This is a genomic window from Synechococcus sp. ROS8604 (assembly GCF_014279655.1).
In the GTDB taxonomy this organism is placed as follows: domain Bacteria; phylum Cyanobacteriota; class Cyanobacteriia; order PCC-6307; family Cyanobiaceae; genus Synechococcus_C.
The window spans coordinates 1,361,961-1,380,272 of sequence record NZ_CP047946.1 but is presented as its reverse complement, the minus strand read 5'-3'; the positions used below and the strand labels follow the sequence as shown (position 1 = coordinate 1,380,272).

General features: G+C 55.2%; 17 protein-coding genes. 10 read left to right on the top strand and 7 right to left on the bottom strand.

The features are described from left to right. Positions 1-2: 2 nt before the first annotated feature. Positions 3-1,613, bottom strand: coding sequence for a bifunctional 3,4-dihydroxy-2-butanone-4-phosphate synthase/GTP cyclohydrolase II (ribBA, locus tag SynROS8604_RS07220; protein ID WP_255445262.1), 1,611 nt, complete (start codon positions 1,611-1,613; stop codon positions 3-5). A 101-nt stretch (positions 1,614-1,714) separates the two neighbouring features. Here ribBA and argC point away from each other — a divergent pair, with 101 nt between their 5' ends. Then, positions 1,715-2,779 (top strand): N-acetyl-gamma-glutamyl-phosphate reductase, encoded by a 1,065-nt coding sequence (gene argC, locus SynROS8604_RS07215; RefSeq protein ID WP_186545675.1) that lies wholly within the window; start codon positions 1,715-1,717, stop codon positions 2,777-2,779. Here argC and purN read toward each other — a convergent pair. Beyond that, positions 2,753-3,457: a phosphoribosylglycinamide formyltransferase gene (purN, locus tag SynROS8604_RS07210; protein WP_186545875.1), complete on the bottom strand. Its 705-nt coding sequence runs from the start codon at positions 3,455-3,457 to the stop codon at positions 2,753-2,755. The genes argC and purN overlap by 27 nt on opposite strands. Before the next feature lie 9 nt (positions 3,458-3,466). Here purN and SynROS8604_RS07205 point away from each other — a divergent pair, with 9 nt between their 5' ends. Genes SynROS8604_RS07205 through SynROS8604_RS07195 form a run of 3 tightly spaced genes read left to right on the top strand, consistent with a single transcriptional unit; the run spans position 3,467 to position 6,437 of the window. Beyond that, positions 3,467-3,838: a DUF1257 domain-containing protein gene (locus SynROS8604_RS07205; protein WP_006852593.1), complete on the top strand. Its 372-nt coding sequence runs from the start codon at positions 3,467-3,469 to the stop codon at positions 3,836-3,838. Then, entirely contained in the window at positions 3,838-5,535 is a 1,698-nt protein-coding gene (locus SynROS8604_RS07200; protein WP_186545674.1) for a M61 family metallopeptidase, read from the top strand. The genes SynROS8604_RS07205 and SynROS8604_RS07200 overlap by 1 nt, the downstream gene beginning before the upstream one ends. Continuing rightward, entirely contained in the window at positions 5,517-6,437 is a 921-nt protein-coding gene (locus SynROS8604_RS07195; RefSeq protein WP_186545673.1) for an N-acetylmuramoyl-L-alanine amidase, read from the top strand. Before SynROS8604_RS07200 ends, SynROS8604_RS07195 begins: the two co-directional genes overlap by 19 nt. Before the next feature lie 100 nt (positions 6,438-6,537). Here the strand turns inward: SynROS8604_RS07195 and SynROS8604_RS07190 are convergent, their stop codons facing one another. Then, a complete protein-coding gene (locus tag SynROS8604_RS07190) occupies positions 6,538-7,257 on the bottom strand; it encodes a helicase DnaB (protein ID WP_370586574.1) in 720 nt (239 codons plus the stop codon). 162 nt (positions 7,258-7,419) lie between these two features. Between SynROS8604_RS07190 and SynROS8604_RS07185 the strand changes: the two genes are divergently transcribed. Further along, positions 7,420-9,018 (top strand): glucose-6-phosphate isomerase, encoded by a 1,599-nt coding sequence (locus SynROS8604_RS07185; RefSeq protein WP_186545671.1) that lies wholly within the window; start codon positions 7,420-7,422, stop codon positions 9,016-9,018. An 11-nt stretch (positions 9,019-9,029) separates the two neighbouring features. Here the strand turns inward: SynROS8604_RS07185 and leuS are convergent, their stop codons facing one another. Together leuS and SynROS8604_RS07175 are read right to left on the bottom strand one after the other, a co-directional pair. Continuing rightward, positions 9,030-11,633: a leucine--tRNA ligase gene (leuS, locus tag SynROS8604_RS07180; RefSeq protein ID WP_186545670.1), complete on the bottom strand. Its 2,604-nt coding sequence runs from the start codon at positions 11,631-11,633 to the stop codon at positions 9,030-9,032. A gap of 43 nt (positions 11,634-11,676) precedes the next feature. Beyond that, on the bottom strand, positions 11,677-11,907 hold the full coding sequence (locus SynROS8604_RS07175; RefSeq protein ID WP_186545669.1) for a hypothetical protein: 231 nt from the start codon (positions 11,905-11,907) through the stop codon (positions 11,677-11,679). Between the two features lie 26 nt (positions 11,908-11,933). Here SynROS8604_RS07175 and dapF point away from each other — a divergent pair, with 26 nt between their 5' ends. The 5 genes from dapF to dacB are packed head-to-tail and all read left to right on the top strand — an operon-like array spanning position 11,934 to position 16,850. After that, on the top strand, positions 11,934-13,106 hold the full coding sequence (gene dapF / locus SynROS8604_RS07170) for a diaminopimelate epimerase (protein ID WP_186545668.1): 1,173 nt from the start codon (positions 11,934-11,936) through the stop codon (positions 13,104-13,106). Beyond that, positions 13,093-14,280 carry a cysteine desulfurase family protein gene (locus SynROS8604_RS07165; RefSeq protein WP_186545667.1) on the top strand — a complete coding sequence of 396 codons (1,188 nt, stop codon included), beginning with the start codon at positions 13,093-13,095 and terminating at the stop codon, positions 14,278-14,280. The genes dapF and SynROS8604_RS07165 overlap by 14 nt, the downstream gene beginning before the upstream one ends. A 35-nt stretch (positions 14,281-14,315) precedes the next feature. Next, positions 14,316-15,017 (top strand): DUF1995 family protein, encoded by a 702-nt coding sequence (locus tag SynROS8604_RS07160; protein WP_186545666.1) that lies wholly within the window; start codon positions 14,316-14,318, stop codon positions 15,015-15,017. 46 nt (positions 15,018-15,063) lie between these two features. Then, positions 15,064-15,579, top strand: a complete 516-nt coding sequence (locus SynROS8604_RS07155; protein ID WP_186545665.1) for a DUF4330 domain-containing protein — start codon at positions 15,064-15,066, stop codon at positions 15,577-15,579. Continuing rightward, the gene (gene dacB, locus SynROS8604_RS07150) at positions 15,576-16,850 is read left to right on the top strand and encodes a D-alanyl-D-alanine carboxypeptidase/D-alanyl-D-alanine-endopeptidase (protein ID WP_186545664.1); all 1,275 of its coding nucleotides are present in this window, start codon (positions 15,576-15,578) and stop codon (positions 16,848-16,850) included. Before SynROS8604_RS07155 ends, dacB begins: the two co-directional genes overlap by 4 nt. Here dacB and SynROS8604_RS07145 read toward each other — a convergent pair. Next, a complete protein-coding gene (locus SynROS8604_RS07145) occupies positions 16,825-17,808 on the bottom strand; it encodes a hypothetical protein (protein WP_186545663.1) in 984 nt (327 codons plus the stop codon). The genes dacB and SynROS8604_RS07145 overlap by 26 nt on opposite strands. A gap of 10 nt (positions 17,809-17,818) precedes the next feature. Beyond that, positions 17,819-18,301, bottom strand: a complete 483-nt coding sequence (gene coaD / locus SynROS8604_RS07140) for a pantetheine-phosphate adenylyltransferase (protein ID WP_006852580.1) — start codon at positions 18,299-18,301, stop codon at positions 17,819-17,821. Between the last annotated feature and the right edge of the window lie 11 nt (positions 18,302-18,312).

The window sequence follows — 18,312 nt, the reverse complement described above, 5'->3', positions numbered from 1 at the left end:
CGTTAGGACCAATGAATCAAAATCGGCTGGTCAGAGACGTCTGACCAGCCATTTTTTTTGTTGTTCCGCAACGAAGCCAAGTCCATTTCTTCGCGATTGAGTTGCAAAGACGGATGGAGGCGCTGTTCGGCTTTGGCCGTTTTTAAGAGTCCGAGTCTCTTTGTTTCCGGCCAAGACGCCAAGGTATTCAGAAACTGCTCAATCGCCGCTGTTTCGCCTGAAACAGCCCAAACAAATTGAGGTCGTTCCCAGAGCGCAAGCAGCCTTGGTGTTTGTTCTGGAAGGAGGCTAAAGCTTAATTTTGAAGCCAACATCTCAGCTCTATACAGAAGATCCGGCAACTCAGCGATCAGATCTTCACCACAATCCCAGGCTAGAGTTACAACATTTGTTGCGTTTTTTTCATTAAACAGGTGCCCCAATTTGTCGCGCTTTGTGGCTAAATAATTCGCATTATAATCGCCCGGATTAATGATTAGAGGAATTCGACTGACCACTTCCAGCCCATAGCCACCAAGTCCTGCAATTTTTCGTGGATTGTTGGTCAGGAGCCTCAGGCGATGAATCCCCAGATCACCCAGAATTTGAGCACCCACTCCGTAATTGCGCAGATCTGCTCCAAATCCAAGCTTCTCGTTCGCTTCGACGGTGTCGAGACCTCCGTCTTGGAGGCTATAGGCCTTCAACTTATTGATCAGGCCAATCCCACGGCCTTCTTGCCTTAAATACACAACAACGCCTTCACCCTCCTGCTCGATTTGCGATAACGCGGCCTCAAGTTGTGGTCTGCAGTCACAACGCAGAGAACCAAAGGCATCACCCGTGAGGCACTCCGAGTGCATACGAACCAAAACAGGTTCTTGCAATTGCCCAGGGACTCCTTTCACCAGAGCAACATGCTCACTGTTGTCCAGTTCATTGCGAAATCCGATCGCCTGGAACTGTCCGAACTGACTGGGCATCACAGCCTGAGCATGTCGACGCACGAAACGTTCGTTCTGCAGCCTGTAGCTGATGAGGTCAGCAATGCTGATCAGCCGCAATCCAAATTGTTTCGCGTAGTCCTGAAGTTCTGGCAGACGGGCCATCGACCCATCGGAATTCTGAATTTCACAAATCACCCCCGATGGAATCAGTCCAGCGAGCTGGGCAAGATCAACAGCAGCTTCCGTATGTCCTGCCCGCTTAAGCACCCCTCCAGAACGGGCCCTCAGCGGAAACACATGACCTGGACGCCTGAGATCGGATGGTTTCGCATCAGCCCGAAGCACAACTTGAATCGTGCGAGAGCGGTCCTCCGCAGAAATTCCGGTCGAGACGCCATGCTCTGGCCCGGCATCGATACTCACCGTGAACGCCGTCTGATTTTCATCGGTGTTCCGATCGACCATCAAGGGGAGGTCGAGGGCATCGAGACGATCTCCTTCGATCGCGAGACAGATCAAGCCCCGGGCCTCTTTGGCCATGAAATTGATCTGCTCTGGCGTCGCAAACTGCGACGCACAAATCAAATCTCCTTCGTTTTCGCGGCGTTCGTCATCGACCACAACAACGCACTCGCCATTACGGATGGCGTTGAGGGCGTCAGGGATGGAGTCAAAGATCGGATCCATGCCCTCGGCAGCTTCGGCTGAATGGCTCAGCGTTCTAGGTATCCAACAAGCTCTCATCATGATCGACGCCAGTACGATCAGCCGATCAATCTGCTCCGTTCATGGCGATCAATCGAGTTGCGGTCATCGGAGCATCCGGTTATGGGGGCTTGCAAAGCCTGAGGCTGTTGCAGGGCCATCCTGATTTTGTCGTCGGCTTTCTCGGCGGAGAACGCAGTGCTGGCAAGCGTTGGAGCGAGCTTTGCCCGTTTTTGCCCTTGCCGGATGATCCCCTGGTGGAGACGCCTGAGCCCGCAAGAATTGCCGAACGTGCTGATGTGGCCTTGCTCAGCCTTCCCAATGGACTGGCAAGTGGCCTGGTTCCTGAGCTTCTGGAACGAGGCGTTCGGGTCGTGGATCTCTCCGCCGATTACCGCTACCGCTCGCTCGACCAGTGGTCGGAGGTCTACGCCCAGGAAGCTCGCTCTTGTAAGCGGACGGATAGCGAACTCTGTTCTGAGGCGGTGTATGGGTTGCCTGAGTGGAATGCCCCTGCCATTGCTTCAGCTCGATTGGTCGCAGCACCGGGCTGCTTTCCCACCACGAGCCTGCTTCCACTCCTGCCCTTCCTCAAACAAGGATTGATCGAACAGGACGGGGTGATCATTGATGCGAAAACGGGCACATCGGGTGGAGGACGCGCGGCAAAGGAACATCTGCTCCTGGCAGAAGGCTCTGAATCGATCTGTCCTTACGGCGTCGTCGGCCATCGCCACACCTCAGAAATTGAGCAGATGGCTAGTGAGATTGCCGGATGTGCGATCCAGCTGCAGTTCACACCTCATCTCGTGCCGATGGTGCGAGGACTGCTCTCAACCGTCTATGCCCGGTTACGCGATCCCGGACTGACGGCCGAAGACTGCACCACAGTTCTGGACAGTTTTTATCGCCATCACGCCTGCGTCACAGTGTTACCGGTGGGAACGTACCCAGCAACAAAGTGGGCAAAACACACCAACCGTGCCTTTTTATCCGTGCAGGTAGACAACCGAACGGGACGACTTGTCCTGATGAGCGCTGTTGACAACTTGATGAAAGGACAAGCTGCGCAAGCGATTCAATGTCTCAACCTCATGGCAGGACTGCCTGAAGCGACAGGATTACCACTCACTCCCTTTTATCCCTGACCTCTGGCGCCACTTCACTCCTGCAAGAGCGATCGCCCAGGGCAAAATGCGATGCTCCTGGGCTTGAATTCGCATGGCCAAGGACTCCGGACTGTCATCTGGAAGAACTGGAACAGCCGCCTGAGCGATCACGGGGCCCGTATCGACATCAGCCTGAACCAGATGGGCCGTGCAACCACTAATCCGCACCGACGCTTCAAGCGCCTGCCCAACCGCATCGAGGCCTTTAAAGCTGGGGAGAAGGGATGGGTGGATATTGAGCAATCTGTTGGGGAAGGCTTCAATCAGCACTGGCGTCACAATCCTCATCCATCCAGCCATCACAATCAAGTCCACGTCTGCCTCAAGAAATGCCTTCACAAGGGCGTGATCAAGCCGCTCTCTTGTCTCAAACTGTCGGTGATCCAATAACTGGCATGGAATGTTGAGCCGTTGGGCTCTCTGTTCAGCGCCACAGCCTTGATTGTTGACCACTAAAAGGCGAATGTCGGCATGCAGAGCGTTGGCTGCGATCGACGCTTGAATCGCCTCAAAATTGCTGCCGTTACCTGATGCCATCACTCCGAGTCGGAGAGCTGGCTGAAACGTTGGCCATTCCTGAATCGAAGGGGAGTTCAACGCAAGACCTGAATCGAGTGAATCAGCCACACAGTGGCTAAGGTTCAAAGGCGCGGGCATCATGTGCTCATGTCCCATCTGACCATCCTGCCAACCGTCATCAAAGACCTCGAGCTTCTTGAGGAAACTCTGTTAGCGGAGCACTACCTCGTTCAGCGTCCCGGCTTGATCAAAGCGTTTGGACAAGACATCTATCCGGCTGAATTGGTCGCCACAGACAGCAGCGGCCTGCAAATGGGCTGGAGGTGGGAAGCCGATGGATCGTTGGCTTTGATGTTGGATCTTGGTCAAACCAAAGATTCCGTAGGACATAAAACCCATCTCAACACCATCTTGCGGGCCTACGCCCTTAGATCGGCCCTGCGCTCCGCAGAGGGAGTCGGCTTCGTTCCTTCCATCGAAACGACAGACCCAATCGGAGCAGAGAGAGCCATGGGCTGATGGGTGGTGTCAGGATTTCAATCGATCTCTGCGAGCCTGCCCGTCAGCAACTCAGGGTGAAACTCGAGTGGACACCTCGGGGACGACATCAAACCTGGCTGATGCCGATATGGACTCCAGGGTCTTACACCGTTCGCGACCACGCACAGCATCTCCACAGTCTTCAGTTTCAACAATCAGGCCGTGCGGTTTGCACCAAGCGAGTGGCCCCTTCTCGCTGGACGGCAGAGCTCCAGACCCTTCACCCCGTTTGCTTGACCTACACGCTGGAAGCGCGTCAGCTCACGGTTCGCACCAATCACCTCGATCCAGATTTTGCATCCCTGTGCCTTCCTGCAGTGGTGATGCTGATTGATGGAGAACGCTGGAATCCTCATCATCTCCAGCTGTCGTTGCCCAGCGGTTGGTTCGGCCATGTCCCCCTGGCAAAGGTTGACGATGGCTACGACGCAAACGATTTCGACCAGCTCGTCGATGCACCCGTGCACGCCGGCCCCTTTCATTCACGCCCATTCGCAGTCTGTGGGCATCCGCATGAATTGCTCACGATTGGAGAGCCACCGATGGGTTGGCCTTCGACTTTTGAAGCGGATATTGAGGCCGTCTGTGAAGCCGCTTGCACGTTGATGGGAACCCCACCACCGGCTGGGGATCGCTACCAATTCGTCATTCAGCTACTCGATCAAGGCTACGGAGGACTAGAGCATGATCATTCCTCAGTGCTTCAATTTTCATGGGAAGCGTTAACCAAAAAGGATGGCTACCGGCAGCTCCTGCAATTGATTGGCCATGAATACTTTCACCAATGGAATGTTCGCAGACTTCGCCCAGGCGCCTATGTTCCCTATCGATACGACAAAGCTGAAATCAGCGATGGGCTTTGGTTTGGTGAAGGGATTACCAGTTATTTTGATCTCACCCTATCACTTTTAGCAGCTAAATCTGATCGACAGACGTTCCTCGATGATTTAGGAAAAGATATTTCTCATGTGCTCCTGAATCCGGGATGCAAGATTCAATCTTTGGCTGATAGTTCAAGAGAAGCATGGCTGAGGCTTTATAAGCAAACACCTGCAAATTCTCTCTCCCAAATTAGTTATTATCGCCTCGGAACTGTTCTCTCATTTTGCCTTGATGTTCAGCTAAGGCAGTCGGGATCGGCTCTCGCCTTCGTTCTTCGAGATCTGTGGCAGCGCTTCGGACGTCATGGCAAGGGCTATGAGCCAACCGACCTACTGGAGGCTGTAGAAGCACATAACAAATCACTAGCCAAAGTTTTACCAACCTGGCTTGAAAAGACGATGGCCGTTCCAATTCACGACTGCCTGAACGCCCTGGGACTTCAGGCCGTTGCGATTCACTCGAAACATGCCGACGTCGGCATGCAACTTTCCAAACAAAAAGGTCGACTGTTGATCAACAAAGTGAATCCTGATGGTCCTGCCGAACAAGCAGGGCTGGTGCCAGGCGACGAACTGATCGGAGCGCATGATTGGCGTTTAAGGGGGCTTGAGCATTGGCAAGCATTGCTTCAAGGTCCAGAACAGATCCCCGTTCTGTACGCACGTCGCGGACGTCTTGGCTCCACAATTCTGAAGAAAAAGGATCCAATCGTGGAGCGCTGGGAGATCAGCTGGGACTCTGGTGCTTCGTCATCACAAAAAGAATTGCGTGATCGATGGTTTTCAATCGTGTGACTGGAATCTGGAAGCGTCTGCAGTCTCACCTCCAGCATCGTGGTGCGACTCTGATTCTTTGTAGCGGCACCCTGGTTCTTGGGATGGGTGCTCTGGCTTGGTTGAGCAATGATCAAAGTGGTGCCTTGAAAGCCAGCAGTCCGTCCCTTCTCGATCTTCTTGACGAAGTCGGCAGCGAGGCGAAACGAGAGGGTACAAAATCTGAGCAAACAAGACAACCTCAACCCCCCAGGGCGATCTCCTGGTCTTCACCCTTAGCGAAACAATGTTCAGGTTTTGACTCCAAGGTCACAAACCGTCTGCAAGCACAACAGCACACACTCAAACAACGGCGGGTGTCCGTAGCAACAGATCCCACGAATTTCGGAGAACGCTTCAGGGTGAATCCCTGGGGAGTCGCTCTCAATCCAGATCCCCGCGTCGTTGTCCTCCATGAAACGGTGTACTCGCTGCAATCGGCTGTGAATACCTTTATTACCCCCCATCCCAGAGATGCAGATCAAGTGAGTTATCACACAGTGATTGGTCTTGATGGAAAAATTGTTGATCTCGTTGATCCACTCAAACGCGCCTATGGAGCGGGATATTCAGCATTTCTGGGCGAATGGGCCGTCACCAATGCAAAAATCAGAGGCTCAGTGAATAACTTTGCGCTTCACCTAAGCCTAGAAACGCCTCAAGATGGCAGAAATAGCCGGTCTAGCCATAGCGGATACTCCTCAGCTCAATATGACTCCCTAGCCCTTGTCCTGAAAGACTGGATCGATCGTTTTGGCTTTACTCCAGCAGCCATTACGACCCATCGCCATGTTGATCTTGGTGGTGAACGCGGTGATCCAAGGAGTTTTGATTGGCAGGAACTGCAAACTCGCCTAGCCGCATTAAAAGCTCTTTGCCCCTAGCACCGCAGCAGAAATCCAGAAAGGTGGAGCTTCATCGCCAAACGCAATACGCGATAAACCAAACGCAATATGCGATAAAAGATAACTCTAAAAACAATGCCTAAATCAAAGGCTGAGTCGCCGGCCGCTGCTCCGAAAAGATCAGGCCGTGCAACTCAGGATCTTGCATGTAGCGCAACACACGCCTGGGATAATCAAGTTTGCCGTTATGGAGGTAGGCCAAAGTGGCAATCGCCTTGGCATCAACATACGAACGACTCGCGATTAAAACTTGATCAGGAGAAAGGCCTAGTTTTTTTTTCAGACGAGCTATTTTTGCTGCAAGCAATTCCACATTGGCTTCGGAATTCATTAATAAATTTCTAGCTTCAGCAATTTCGGCTTTGGATGGTTGCAAGGGAAGCCGACCTTGATGGATCAACTCACTGATTCCTAGTTGAGCAGGGCCGTGCGTTGACACAAAACCGGAATGCACAACGAAAGGCAAATCCTCTCCTGGCTTGGAATGCTGAATTTCATCAAACAAGATCGCCGTGACCAGCATCGGATTCACGCGATGGTGGCGGGATTCCCTCTTAATGACTGGCTTCAGTGCTTGAAGCCGGTTCACCGTTTGAGTGCGCAGAGGCTGGAATTGGTCCATGCCCCGCGTGAACAACTGAGCAAGTCGGGTCTGGGGGCCATGCACACCAAAACGACCCTGCAACAGCAACAACTCTTCTGGGCTGAAGACACTGGGATCTTCCTGCATGAACGGCGCCTGGATCTCAGCATCAACCAATGGCAGGCTCGCCGTGCTGCGAAGGTGAGCAATGGACAAACAGATGAAGCCCAGAACTCCCGCTATGGCAGCAACCTGTCGTCCCAAAAGACTCACCAAACACCGTCAACAATTCTGACGAGAGAATAACCGCGATATTCCAATTCGTGGGCATCTCGGACAATCACGGATAGGTTCAGGGATGAAGGTTCTCCGCCAGAGATGAGCTTCCCGGATTTCAGCGCCATCGATAGCCAGACCCAGTGGCAACGCTTTTGCGATTTGCTTTGGTATCACGACGATCTCGGCCTCTGGCTCGATGTCAGTCGAATGCATCTCAACAGTTCTGCTCTCGAGACGCTCACCCCCCGTCTGGAACAAGCCTTCAAGGCGATGGAGGAGTTGGAGGGAGGTGCGATTGCCAACGTCGATGAACAACGTCAGGTGGGCCACTATTGGTTACGTCAGCCGCAGCTAGCGCCGGAACAGCAGGTTGGCGAGAGCATCTCCGCTGAAATCGATGCCATCGATCAATTCGGCAAGGCGATCATTGCGGGATCCATTCAGGCCCCCAACGGCCAGCCTTTTACGGATGTTCTTTGGATCGGGATTGGCGGCAGTGCCCTCGGTCCTTTGCTTATGGTTCGTGCTCTTCAAGACCATGGCGTAGGCCTGCCGTTCCACTTTTTTGACAACGTGGATCCCAATGGCATGAGCCGAGTTCTTGCAGCGCTCGGTGAACGTCTCCGTACAACGCTGGTGATCACCGTCAGCAAGTCGGGGGGAACACCCGAACCCCACCTAGGTATGGAGCAGGCCAGACACCGTCTGGAAGCTCATGGTGGCATTTGGCCAGGGCAAGCGGTTGTGGTCACCATGGCGGGCAGCAAGCTCGATCAGCAGGCGGAAAAAGAGAACTGGCTCCAGCGTTTTGACATGTTCGACTGGATTGGTGGTCGCACAAGCATCACGAGTGCTGTCGGGTTACTTCCAGGCGCTTTGATCGGGTGCGACATCCGTGGTTTCTTGGCGGGTGCCGCCCAGATGGATGAAGCCACTCGCTGTCCAGACGTCCGCCGCAATCCAGCAGCTTTGATGGCAGCGGCCTGGTATGCCGCGGGCGAAGGCAAAGGCAAACGGGACATGGTCGTGCTCCCCTACCGAGATCGCTTAGAGGTTTTCAGCCGTTACCTGCAACAGCTGGTCATGGAATCGCTTGGCAAACGTCTTGATCGCGATGGCAAGGAAGTGCATCAGGGCATTGCCGTGTATGGAAATAAGGGATCCACCGACCAGCACGCTTACGTGCAGCAACTACGGGATGGCATCGATAATTTTTTCGTGACCTTCATCGAAGTCCTGCGTGATGTGGATGACATCCCTTCGATCGAGGGGGAGCGTCCTGGAGATTTCCTCGATGGGTTCTTGCAAGGAACGCGTTCAGCACTCACGGAAGGAGGGCGGCAAAGCTTGAGCATCAGCATGCGGCGCTTTGACGCGCGCCGACTCGGAGCGTTGATCGCCTTGTTTGAGCGGGCCGTTGGTTTTTACGGAGAATTGGTAAATGTGAATGCTTATCACCAGCCAGGAGTCGAAGCGGGCAAAAAAGCCGCAGCCGCCATTCTCAATTTGCAAAAGCAAGTGGAAGAAGTTCTCTCTGATGGAGTGTCGAGATCTGCCGTCGATATCCAAAAGGCGATTGGATCCGGCAGCGAAGAAGCCATTTTCTGGATCCTGCGTCATCTCACAGGAAACGATCGTGGATATGTGGCACAGGGAAGCTGGGACAGTCCTGCTTCCCTGCGCTTCAGCAAAGGCTGATCGCTGATCGGTTAAGCGCTTGGCACCAAATTAACCAGCTTTCCTGGCACCACAATGACGCGCCTTGGCGGCTTGCCTTCCAGCCAGCGTTGGGCCACATCGCTGGCAAGAGCCAGGCGCTCGAGTTCATCCTTGCTGCAATCAACAGCTACGGACATCGAGCCCCGTACCTTTCCTTTGACCTGGATCACCACTTCAATGGAATCCATGATCAAGGCCTCCGGGTCATGCTCGGGCCAAGGCTGAAGGTGAACGCTGTCTTCACCGCCGAGTCGTTGCCAAAACTCCTCGGCCAGATGAGGTGCAAATGGCGCCAACAAACGAACGAGCGCTGACATTGCTTCTTGCCGCACTCCAGTAGAGGCTTGAACCAAGCCAGAAGAGAGGGCATTGCTCAACTTCATCAGCTCCGAAATCGCTGTATTGAACTGAAAGTCCCCGCTGAGATCCTCGCCAACAGCCTTGATGGCCTGGTGCACAGCCCGACGCATGTCACTGTCTGATTCACCTGTTGCCGAGGAGGCTGCGTCGTGGTTGACCTCCGCATCCACAAGGCGCCAAAGACGCTGTAAGAAGCGAAATTGACCCTCAACATCAGCGTCATCCCATTCCAAATCCTTTTCAGGGGGCGCTTTGAAGAGAATGAACATCCGAGCCGTATCGGCGCCATAGCGATCGATCACAGCAGCAGGGTCCACCCCGTTGTGTTTCGATTTGGACATTTTTTCAAACAAAACCTCTAACGGTCCACCGTCATCCGGATCAAGGGGATTGGATTCATCCTTCACAGCCGCCGGGGAGACATAGCGCCCTGTTCTTGGATTGCGGTAGGTGGTGCCCTGCACCATGCCTTGGGTTAGCAGGCGTTCGAAGGGTTCCTTTGTTTTTAATAAATCGCGATCATTGAGTGCCTTCGTAAAAAAGCGCGCATACAACAAATGAAGAATGGCATGCTCAATTCCCCCCACATACTGTTGAACGGGCAACCAGCGATTAACCGCGCTTGCATCAAATGGGAGGTCTTGATTATGCGGATCTGCAAAGCGCAAGTAATACCAGGACGAACACATGAATGTGTCCATAGTGTCGGTTTCACGCCGAGCTGGTTTTCCACATTTAGGACAGCTCACATTGACCCAATCGTCTACGCGAGCGAGGGGAGATCCTCCCGCGCCATTGAGATCAATTCCAGTTGGTAATTCCACAGGAAGCTGATCACGAGGGACCGGAACAGCACCACAATCATCACAATGAATAATTGGAATGGGGCATCCCCAATACCTTTGGCGGGAAATCAACCAATCGCGAAGCCTGTATTGACGTTTCGCTCGCGCCCAACCGTTCTCAGATCCATGATTGGTGATCGCAGTTTTAGCCTCATCATTCGTTAAACCACTAAACCCAGCGCTATGAATCAGGGTGCCTGGACCTGTCCAAGCTTCACCGTCATTGACATGCTCATTGGTTCCTGAGACTTCAATCACCCGTTGAACGGGCAATTCATGTTGGCGAGCGAATGAAAAATCGCGAACGTCATGGGCCGGGACACCCATCACAGCGCCCGTTCCGTAATCAGCCAGCACGTAATCGGCAATCCAAATAGGAATTGATTCACCATTGGCTGGATTAATGGCAACCGCACCGGTGGGAACACCGCGTTTTGGTTGATCATCAGAGGTCCGCTCCTCCTGACTTAATTCGGCCATGAGAACCCGAAATGCCGTCACCGAGATGCGTTCATCGCTTGTGGTGAGTTGATCAACGAGAGCATGCTCAGGAGCCAAAACGAGATAGCTCACTCCAAACAACGTGTCTGGTCGCGTTGTGAAAACGGTGATGGAAGTCCCTGAATGGCCCTCCACTTGAAAATCGATCTCGGCCCCAATCGAACGGCCAATCCAATTGGCCTGCATGGTGCGGACGCGCTCAGGCCAACCCTGCAGTTGATCGAGATCATCAAGCAGGGCGTCGGCGTAATCAGTGATGCGTAAAAACCATTGGCGCAAGTCACGCTTTTCCACTAGCGCACCTGAGCGCCAGGAGCGACCATCCGCATCCACTTGCTCATTCGCGAGCACCGTTTGATCCACCGGATCCCAGTTGACAGTGGCATCCCTTTGATAGGCAAGTCCGCCCGCATGCAGTTCCAGGAACAGCCACTGCGTCCAGCGGTAGTAATCGTTGTGGCAGGTTGCCAGCTCACGTTTCCAGTCAATCGACAAGCCCAGGCGTCCTAACTGGCCTCGCATCTGGGCGATGTTGCTGTCCGTCCAAACGCCGGGTTCGATCTGGCGTTCGATCGCTGCATTTTCAGCTGGTAAGCCAAAAGCATCCCACCCCATCGGATGAAGCACCGCATCCCCTCGCATGCGTTGCACCCGGGCAATCACATCCGTAATCACGTAATTACGGACATGTCCCATGTGAAGCGTTCCCGAGGGATAGGGAAACATCGACAACGCATAAAAAGCTCTCTGGCCAGGCTTCGGGTCCTGCGTTTCATAGAGACGCTTCTCCTTCCAAAGGGCTTGCCATCGCTCTTCGAGCGCAAGGGGTTGATACCGATCAGTAGCCGTAGAGGCTGCGTTGGCGGATGGGGACGAGGAAGCCGTCACGGCAGGGGAACATTTGGACAGATCGTGACACAAATGCTGTTCCTTAAAGGCCCCGGGGCAGCGGACGGACCAGGAGCATCGCGGCACGACTGATCAAAACGGGATCATCAGAATCCGACGGCTGCAGGGCCAAACAATGTTGGTCTTGCCAGATCAGCACTCCAATCAGCCGACGTCCGTCGCTGAGTTCAAGGCTGAGAATTTTTTCTTCACGAATCCATGTCTGCAGCAAGCGAATGCTGGGCAAGCTCGGATCGAAGGAACTTGGCTCCATAGGATCAGAGAGGGATCGGACATTTCATGCTGCAGTTCAGCAAGTATCAAGGTTTAGGCAATGACTTCGTGCTGTTGGAAGGCCGTGCTGGGCAACTTCCTCTCAACATCACGGAGCCAGATCCCCATTGGGTGCGCCAGCTGTGTGATCGCCGATTTGGAATCGGAGGCGATGGCTTGATTTTGGCCCTGCCCCCACAGCATGGCGAAGAACTGCGGATGCGCATTTTCAATGCAGATGGAAGCGAGGCCGAGATGTGCGGCAACGGCATTCGCTGTCTAGCCCGTTTTCTTGCTGATAGCGATGGGGATCAGCCAGGACGGACGTGGAGAACCGAAACGATGGCAGGCGTCATCGTCCCCGAACTCTGTGAGGACGGACAGATCCGGGTCGATATGGGGCAGCCATTTCTAGATCCCGGCGCCATTCCAACAACCCTCACAACAGGACCGTCTGGACTTCCGCAAGGAGAGATCGATCTCCAGGGCAGCAGCCTTCAACTCGCCGCTGTGGGAATGGGCAATCCCCACGTGGTCGTGCCCGTGCAAGATCTGCAAACCATCCCCTTCGACGCATGGGGATCGGCGCTGGAGGTCCATCCTTTTTTTCCAGCCAAAACGAATGTTCACTTCCTGGAAGTGATCGATCAGCACACCCTTGAGATCCGTGTGTGGGAGCGCGGAGCAGGTCCCACCCTGGCTTGTGGCACCGGAGCCTGCGCCACGCTCGTTGCCGCCACGCTGCTCGGCCTGTCGAATTCAAAGGCCACGGTGAAACTTCCAGGGGGGCCACTTGAGATCAGCTGGCCTGATCCCCAAGGCTCCGTGTTTATGACTGGCCCCGCCGTCGCCGTGTTTGATGGTGTTCTGAATCCTGAATTGCTCCCACAGCCAGGCCAAGGACAGGGTTCCCAACAACGGTCATCTCAACAACAGCCAATCCCAGGGAAAGCCGTTGGACAACCAACACCATCGTCCAGGGATGCCTCCCCAGCATCAGCGCCCGTGTCGAACAGCTTGGACTGCGCAAATGATTGCAAAGACTCCTGCCAGCAACCGGACCACTGCCTCCGGGAGGAGGCGCAGGCGCGCGTTCAACAATTTTTGTCGTCCACTTCGCTCGACGCGATGATCAACCTCGCTGGAGATTCCCTCGAAGAGCGAACCCTGTCCCGATTGAATCGCGATGACAGGCCCTGAAGGCCCCTACTTTTACCTGGATGGGTGTGCCACAGCTCCCCTGAGAGAGAGCGTGATGGCTTGCATGGGCAAGGTGCAACAGGAAAGCTGGGGCAATCCCTCGAGCCTGCATCGCATCGGCTGTGATGCGGCTGAGTCGCTGGAACGGGCGCGCCTTTCCATTGGAGAGAGCCTGGGGGCGGACCGGTCAGAGATCCTGTTCAGCTCAGGGGCCACCGAGTCTGCCCATCTCGCCCTGCTTGGACTGGCCAAAACCGAATCACCAGGACGATTGGTGATCTCTGCTGTGGAACACCCGGCCGTTGCAGCTGCAGCGCAGCAATTGGCCGAGAGCGGATGGACGGTGGAGCGATGGCCGGTCGATGCCGATGGACAGATCGAGATGCAACATCTCCAGCGATTGCTCGAACCTCCAACCAAAATCGTGTCCTTGATCTGGGGTCAGAGTGAAGTGGGAACGCTTCAACCGATCCAGGCCGTGGGTGAAGCCTGTCGTTCGAAACACATTCCCTTCCATACCGATGCCACCCAAGTTCTGAGCCAGGGTTGCCCGAACTGGAACGAGCTTCCAGTTGATCTGTTAACGGCCTCAGCACACAAATGCGGAGGTCCCAGGGGGATCGGTTTGTTGCTCTTAAGACCGGAGATCGCAGAACGGATCCAGCCCCTGTTGGCTGGCGGTCAACAAGAGAATGGGCTACGCGCTGGGACCGAATGCCCCGTCCTCGCTCAGGGCATGGCAGCAGCATTCCGTGAGATCGCTCCTTGTCAGGCCAATCAAGTCAAAACCTCGGGATCCGGGATCGCTTCATTGCGCGATGCCTTGCTTGCTTTGCTTCGCCAGAACGCTGCCATCCGTGTCAGTGGTCATCCCACGGATCGGCTGCCGCACCATCTCTCCGTGCTGGTCTCCGATCGCCACGGCCAGCCCATGTCGGGTCGTGCCTTGGTACGAGCCCTAGATCGCGAAGGAATCGCAGCGAGTAGTGGGAGTGCCTGTTCCTCCGGCCGAGATAGTGACAGTCCCGTCTTGGCAGCGATGGGCGTGGATCCCCGATGGCGACGGTCGGGGCTTCGGCTCAGTCTTGGTCATTGGATTGATCCGGCAACATTGCCTGAAATCAACGATCGCATTCAAAACGCCATCGCGCGTATGAACCACCAACGCGTCTGACGTCTAGGTACTCTCCGCCCACACCATCCATCGAGTTGAGTTTGTCCGTCACCCTTCCTGCCGATCTTGTCGAGGCCGAGGCGATGACCCTCGCCTCCCTCAAGCAAGCTCTTTGCGATCGTCAGCAACGTCGCTGGACCGTGACCTGGCGCTTCGAAGGACTCAGGCTCCTCAATCCAGCGTTACGGCTAGCGCAGGCCTTGCAGGCTGAAGGACATGACGTGGTCTTGGGCTGGCCAGATGCGGGATCAGCAGCCCTAGCGCAACGGGAAAGCCCAGAGCTCGCGTCGCACTGCCTTGCCCTCAAGGATCTGATGCTCTCCAGCGACCCCGAGCTCAAGGGCCGATTGCTCTTGGCCATTGGACCGCAGCCAAGTGATTACAGCTTGGTTGAACAGATCTGCAACGACTGGGAGGGAGCGGTCGTTCTTCTCAACGGAAAACTTGAGGACGCCGGTGTGGGCATTGGCAGTGTTGCCAGGGGTAGACGCAAAGGGTTTCTCTCCATTTGGCGGTCTGCCTTCCACCTAGAGCCGCTCGCGGAAGGGGCACTCCTGCAAACCGAACAGGAGATGTGGCATCTGTTTCAAGCGGATCCTGATGGCTATCGGTTCCTCGCCACCATGCCCTCAAAACCAGACGCCGAGGCGATTGCCATGGCGCTAAACGGCGAGGATGACAGTCTTGGACGTCAATTAGGAGCGGTCGACCGCTTCATCGAAGATCTGCGTAGTTGATGTTCCCAGACATCGCTTTTACTGTGGCCAGGTGATCGGAATTGGAATGGCTTTAAAAGACCGATCGCGCGGGGTGCCTGCTCTGGATGTCACCGCTGGACTGATCGCACTCTTGGCGGTTGGCGGTGTGCTTTGGAGTCCAAAGCTCTCCAACACGTTTGCCAAAGCCAACGGGTCGGTCAAACCCGTGCAAGTGATGGTCGACGTGCGTCATGTGAGCGCAGCTGACCCCGAAGCGTTGGTGCAGGAAGCTCTTGCGGCTGGACGGACGAGCATCATCATTCGCAATCAACCCGCCGGAAGCGTCAAGCTCATTCGCGTTGAGGACATCAACCGCGTCCTGGTGGCGGTTCAACCCGATGGGTCCGTCGTGACAGCCCCCGATCCCAACCGGGCAAGCATTAACAAGCTGAATGCTCGCTTTGTGTTGGAAGGCGATGCAACCGTCTCGAAATCTGGCGTTGTTCTTGCTGGTACCAAGTTGAAAGTCGGCACACCCGTAGAACTGGAAGGTGCGCTTTACCGCCTGAATGGGACCGTTAGCGGTGTCAAGGTGCAATGAAAGCAGCTCTCCTTTTCCTCACGCTGGCGGCGACCACAACAGCGTCGATGCCTGCTCGGGCCGAGCCTGCGCTGCTGACTCTTCCAGCACCACCCTCTGACCAGCCTCTTCCCGATCTTCAACAACGGGGGCGCTCCTGTGTTCCTATGCAGCATGCCTTGAATCGCTTGCTAGCCCCCGTTGCCAGGGCATGGAGCGTGTCAGTGGTCAACAGCAATGGAGATCTGCTGGGTGACGTGAATGGCGCGATGGCGCGCATTCCAGCCTCCAATCAAAAGCTGATCAGTACAGCCTTCGCTCTCGACCAGTTGGGTCCTGATTTCCGCCTGCGTACGCAACTCGTCCAACGTGCCGACGGCACCCTTGAACTCAAAGGTCAAGGGGATCCTGATCTTGGAATTGCAGGTCTACAGCGGTTTGCCATGGCAGCCATGGGCCAGGGAGGAGCGCGGGGAACCACCACCGGGCCCGTGAACTTGATGGTGCGAGAAGAACCCCGTCAGAACTGGTGGCCGAACGATTGGCACCCTGCAGATCGCGCCTATGCCTATGGAGCGCCGATTACGCGGTTGGCCCTAACCAGCAACGCCCTGGGAGGGGCCGTAAGCGATCCCTATCGACGCCTAGAAACCCTGTTCAAGAAAGAGGTCAAGCGTCGCGGCGGAAACGTTCAGGTCCAACAAGCGCGACCGATCCGCAACACCGATCAACCACAACAAAGCGACGATCAGATCGTGCTGCATGAGGAAACCTCTGCTCCGATGCACGCTCTGCTCAGCCTTGCCAACACGGAAAGTCATAACTTCACAGCTGAAGTGCTGCTCCGACAAGCAGCCGACCAATGGGACGTGAGAGCGGCCTCAGCGGCCGCTCACCGCTGGATGCAACAACAAGGAATCCCTGTGCAGGGACTCAGGGTTGCCGATGGCAGTGGACTGTCGCGCAACAACCGCGTATCCAGTCAGACCATCGCTGCGTTATTGATGCGGATGAATCAACATCCCTACGCTTCCTACTACCAAGCTTCCATGGCAATTGCTGGACAGCGAGGGACGCTGCGCAATTACTTCATCGGCACGCCCATTCAAGGCAAGTTTTGGGGAAAAACTGGCACCATCAGCGGTGTGCGCTCTATTTCTGGCATTCTCCAAACCGCGGACGGTCCGCGATACGTGAGCATGATTTCGAATGGTGCCAGCCGACCGAACGCAACGATCGGCCGGATTTTAAGAACCGTCTACAGCCTCAGCCCGTGCCCTTCATCGATCTGAGCCTGGAGGCGGCACGACGCGCTTTGTTCATCGAGACCGCTTTCCCTTGACGGGTTGGCGAGTCGGAACTTTCGGTCTCAGGAGCAGAGCTTTCGGGACGGATCATCTGAATTTTCACGAGCTCTTGGCGACCAGCCAAAACCACCTGGGCCATCTCCTTGAGTCGTTGCTCGAGTTCTCCCAGCGTTTGCTCCGCGTAGCGGTTGGCTCCGTCCTGGACAGATGCAGCGTCATGCCGTGTGCGCTGAATCAACGATTCACACTGTTGTTGGGTCTGCTGGCGGAACTGAAGAGCATCGTTGTGAATCCGCTCAGCTTCCGTTTGGGCCTCCTTCTGGAGCTTGACCCCTTCATTGCGAATCTGCTCTAGCTCCTGAGCGGACTGCTGGCGGCTGCGTTCGTGGTGCTCGGCCAATTGGCGCTTGAGTTCGAGCGCTTCCTGATCGAGTTGTTGACGGCGTTGCAGAGCCTCCTGCTCCAACTGTTGCCGACGGGTGGCAAATTGCTGCTCCAACTGGACCTGCTTGGATTGCATCTCGTGCTCCATTTGAGCGGCCTGCTGGCGAGAGGTCTGGAGTAACTGTTCGCACTGCTGGCGAACCTGATCCCGCATCTCATTCACCTGGCGTTCCGCTTCCTGCCTAACCGCAGCTGCACTGACGAGCTGTTCGCGCTCAAGCTGGGCTTTTTGAACAATTTCGTCGGCCTCATTGCGTGCCGAGGTAATGAATTCGTCGGCCTCATTGCGTGCCGAGGCAATAAATTCGTCCTTCTTTTGCAGCAACTGATCAGCCTGGGCAATCTGCCCGGGCAGCGACGCCCTGACGCCATCCATCAGCTCGACGGCATCTTGCTCATTCACCAGCCTTCCACCACTAAAAGGAATGCGGCTTCCTTCAAGAACTATTTCCTCGAGCTGGTCGAGCTGATCGAGCACGGAGAACTGGATCTCGCTCATCGAAAATGACTTATAAAGCCGAATTAAAGAACCTCTTGAGGTCCTCCGCCACCACCGCTGGAACCATGTGTTCAACACGACCTCCAAAACGGGCCACTTCCTTCACAACCGAACTACTCAAAAAGCTGTAGTGGGCTGCAGTACTGAGGAAAATGGTCTCAAATTCAGAATCCAAAGATCGGTTCGTATGAGCGATCTGAAGCTCATATTCGAAATCACTCATCGCGCGTAAGCCGCGCAAAATCAACTGGGCACCGTGTTCGCGCGCGCAGGTCACCGTCAGGCCGTTAAAGCTGGTCACCGTGACCCCTTGCAGATGGGAGGTGGCCTGGGTGATTTGCTCCAGCCGTTGATCAAGGCTGAAAGCAGGGGATTTACCTGGGTTCTGGAGAACAGCAACCACCACCTCCCCGAACAGAGAACAGCCACGCTCGATTAAATCGAGATGACCAAGGGTGAGAGGATCAAAACTGCCCGGGTAGAGAGCGCGCATCAGCCATGCAG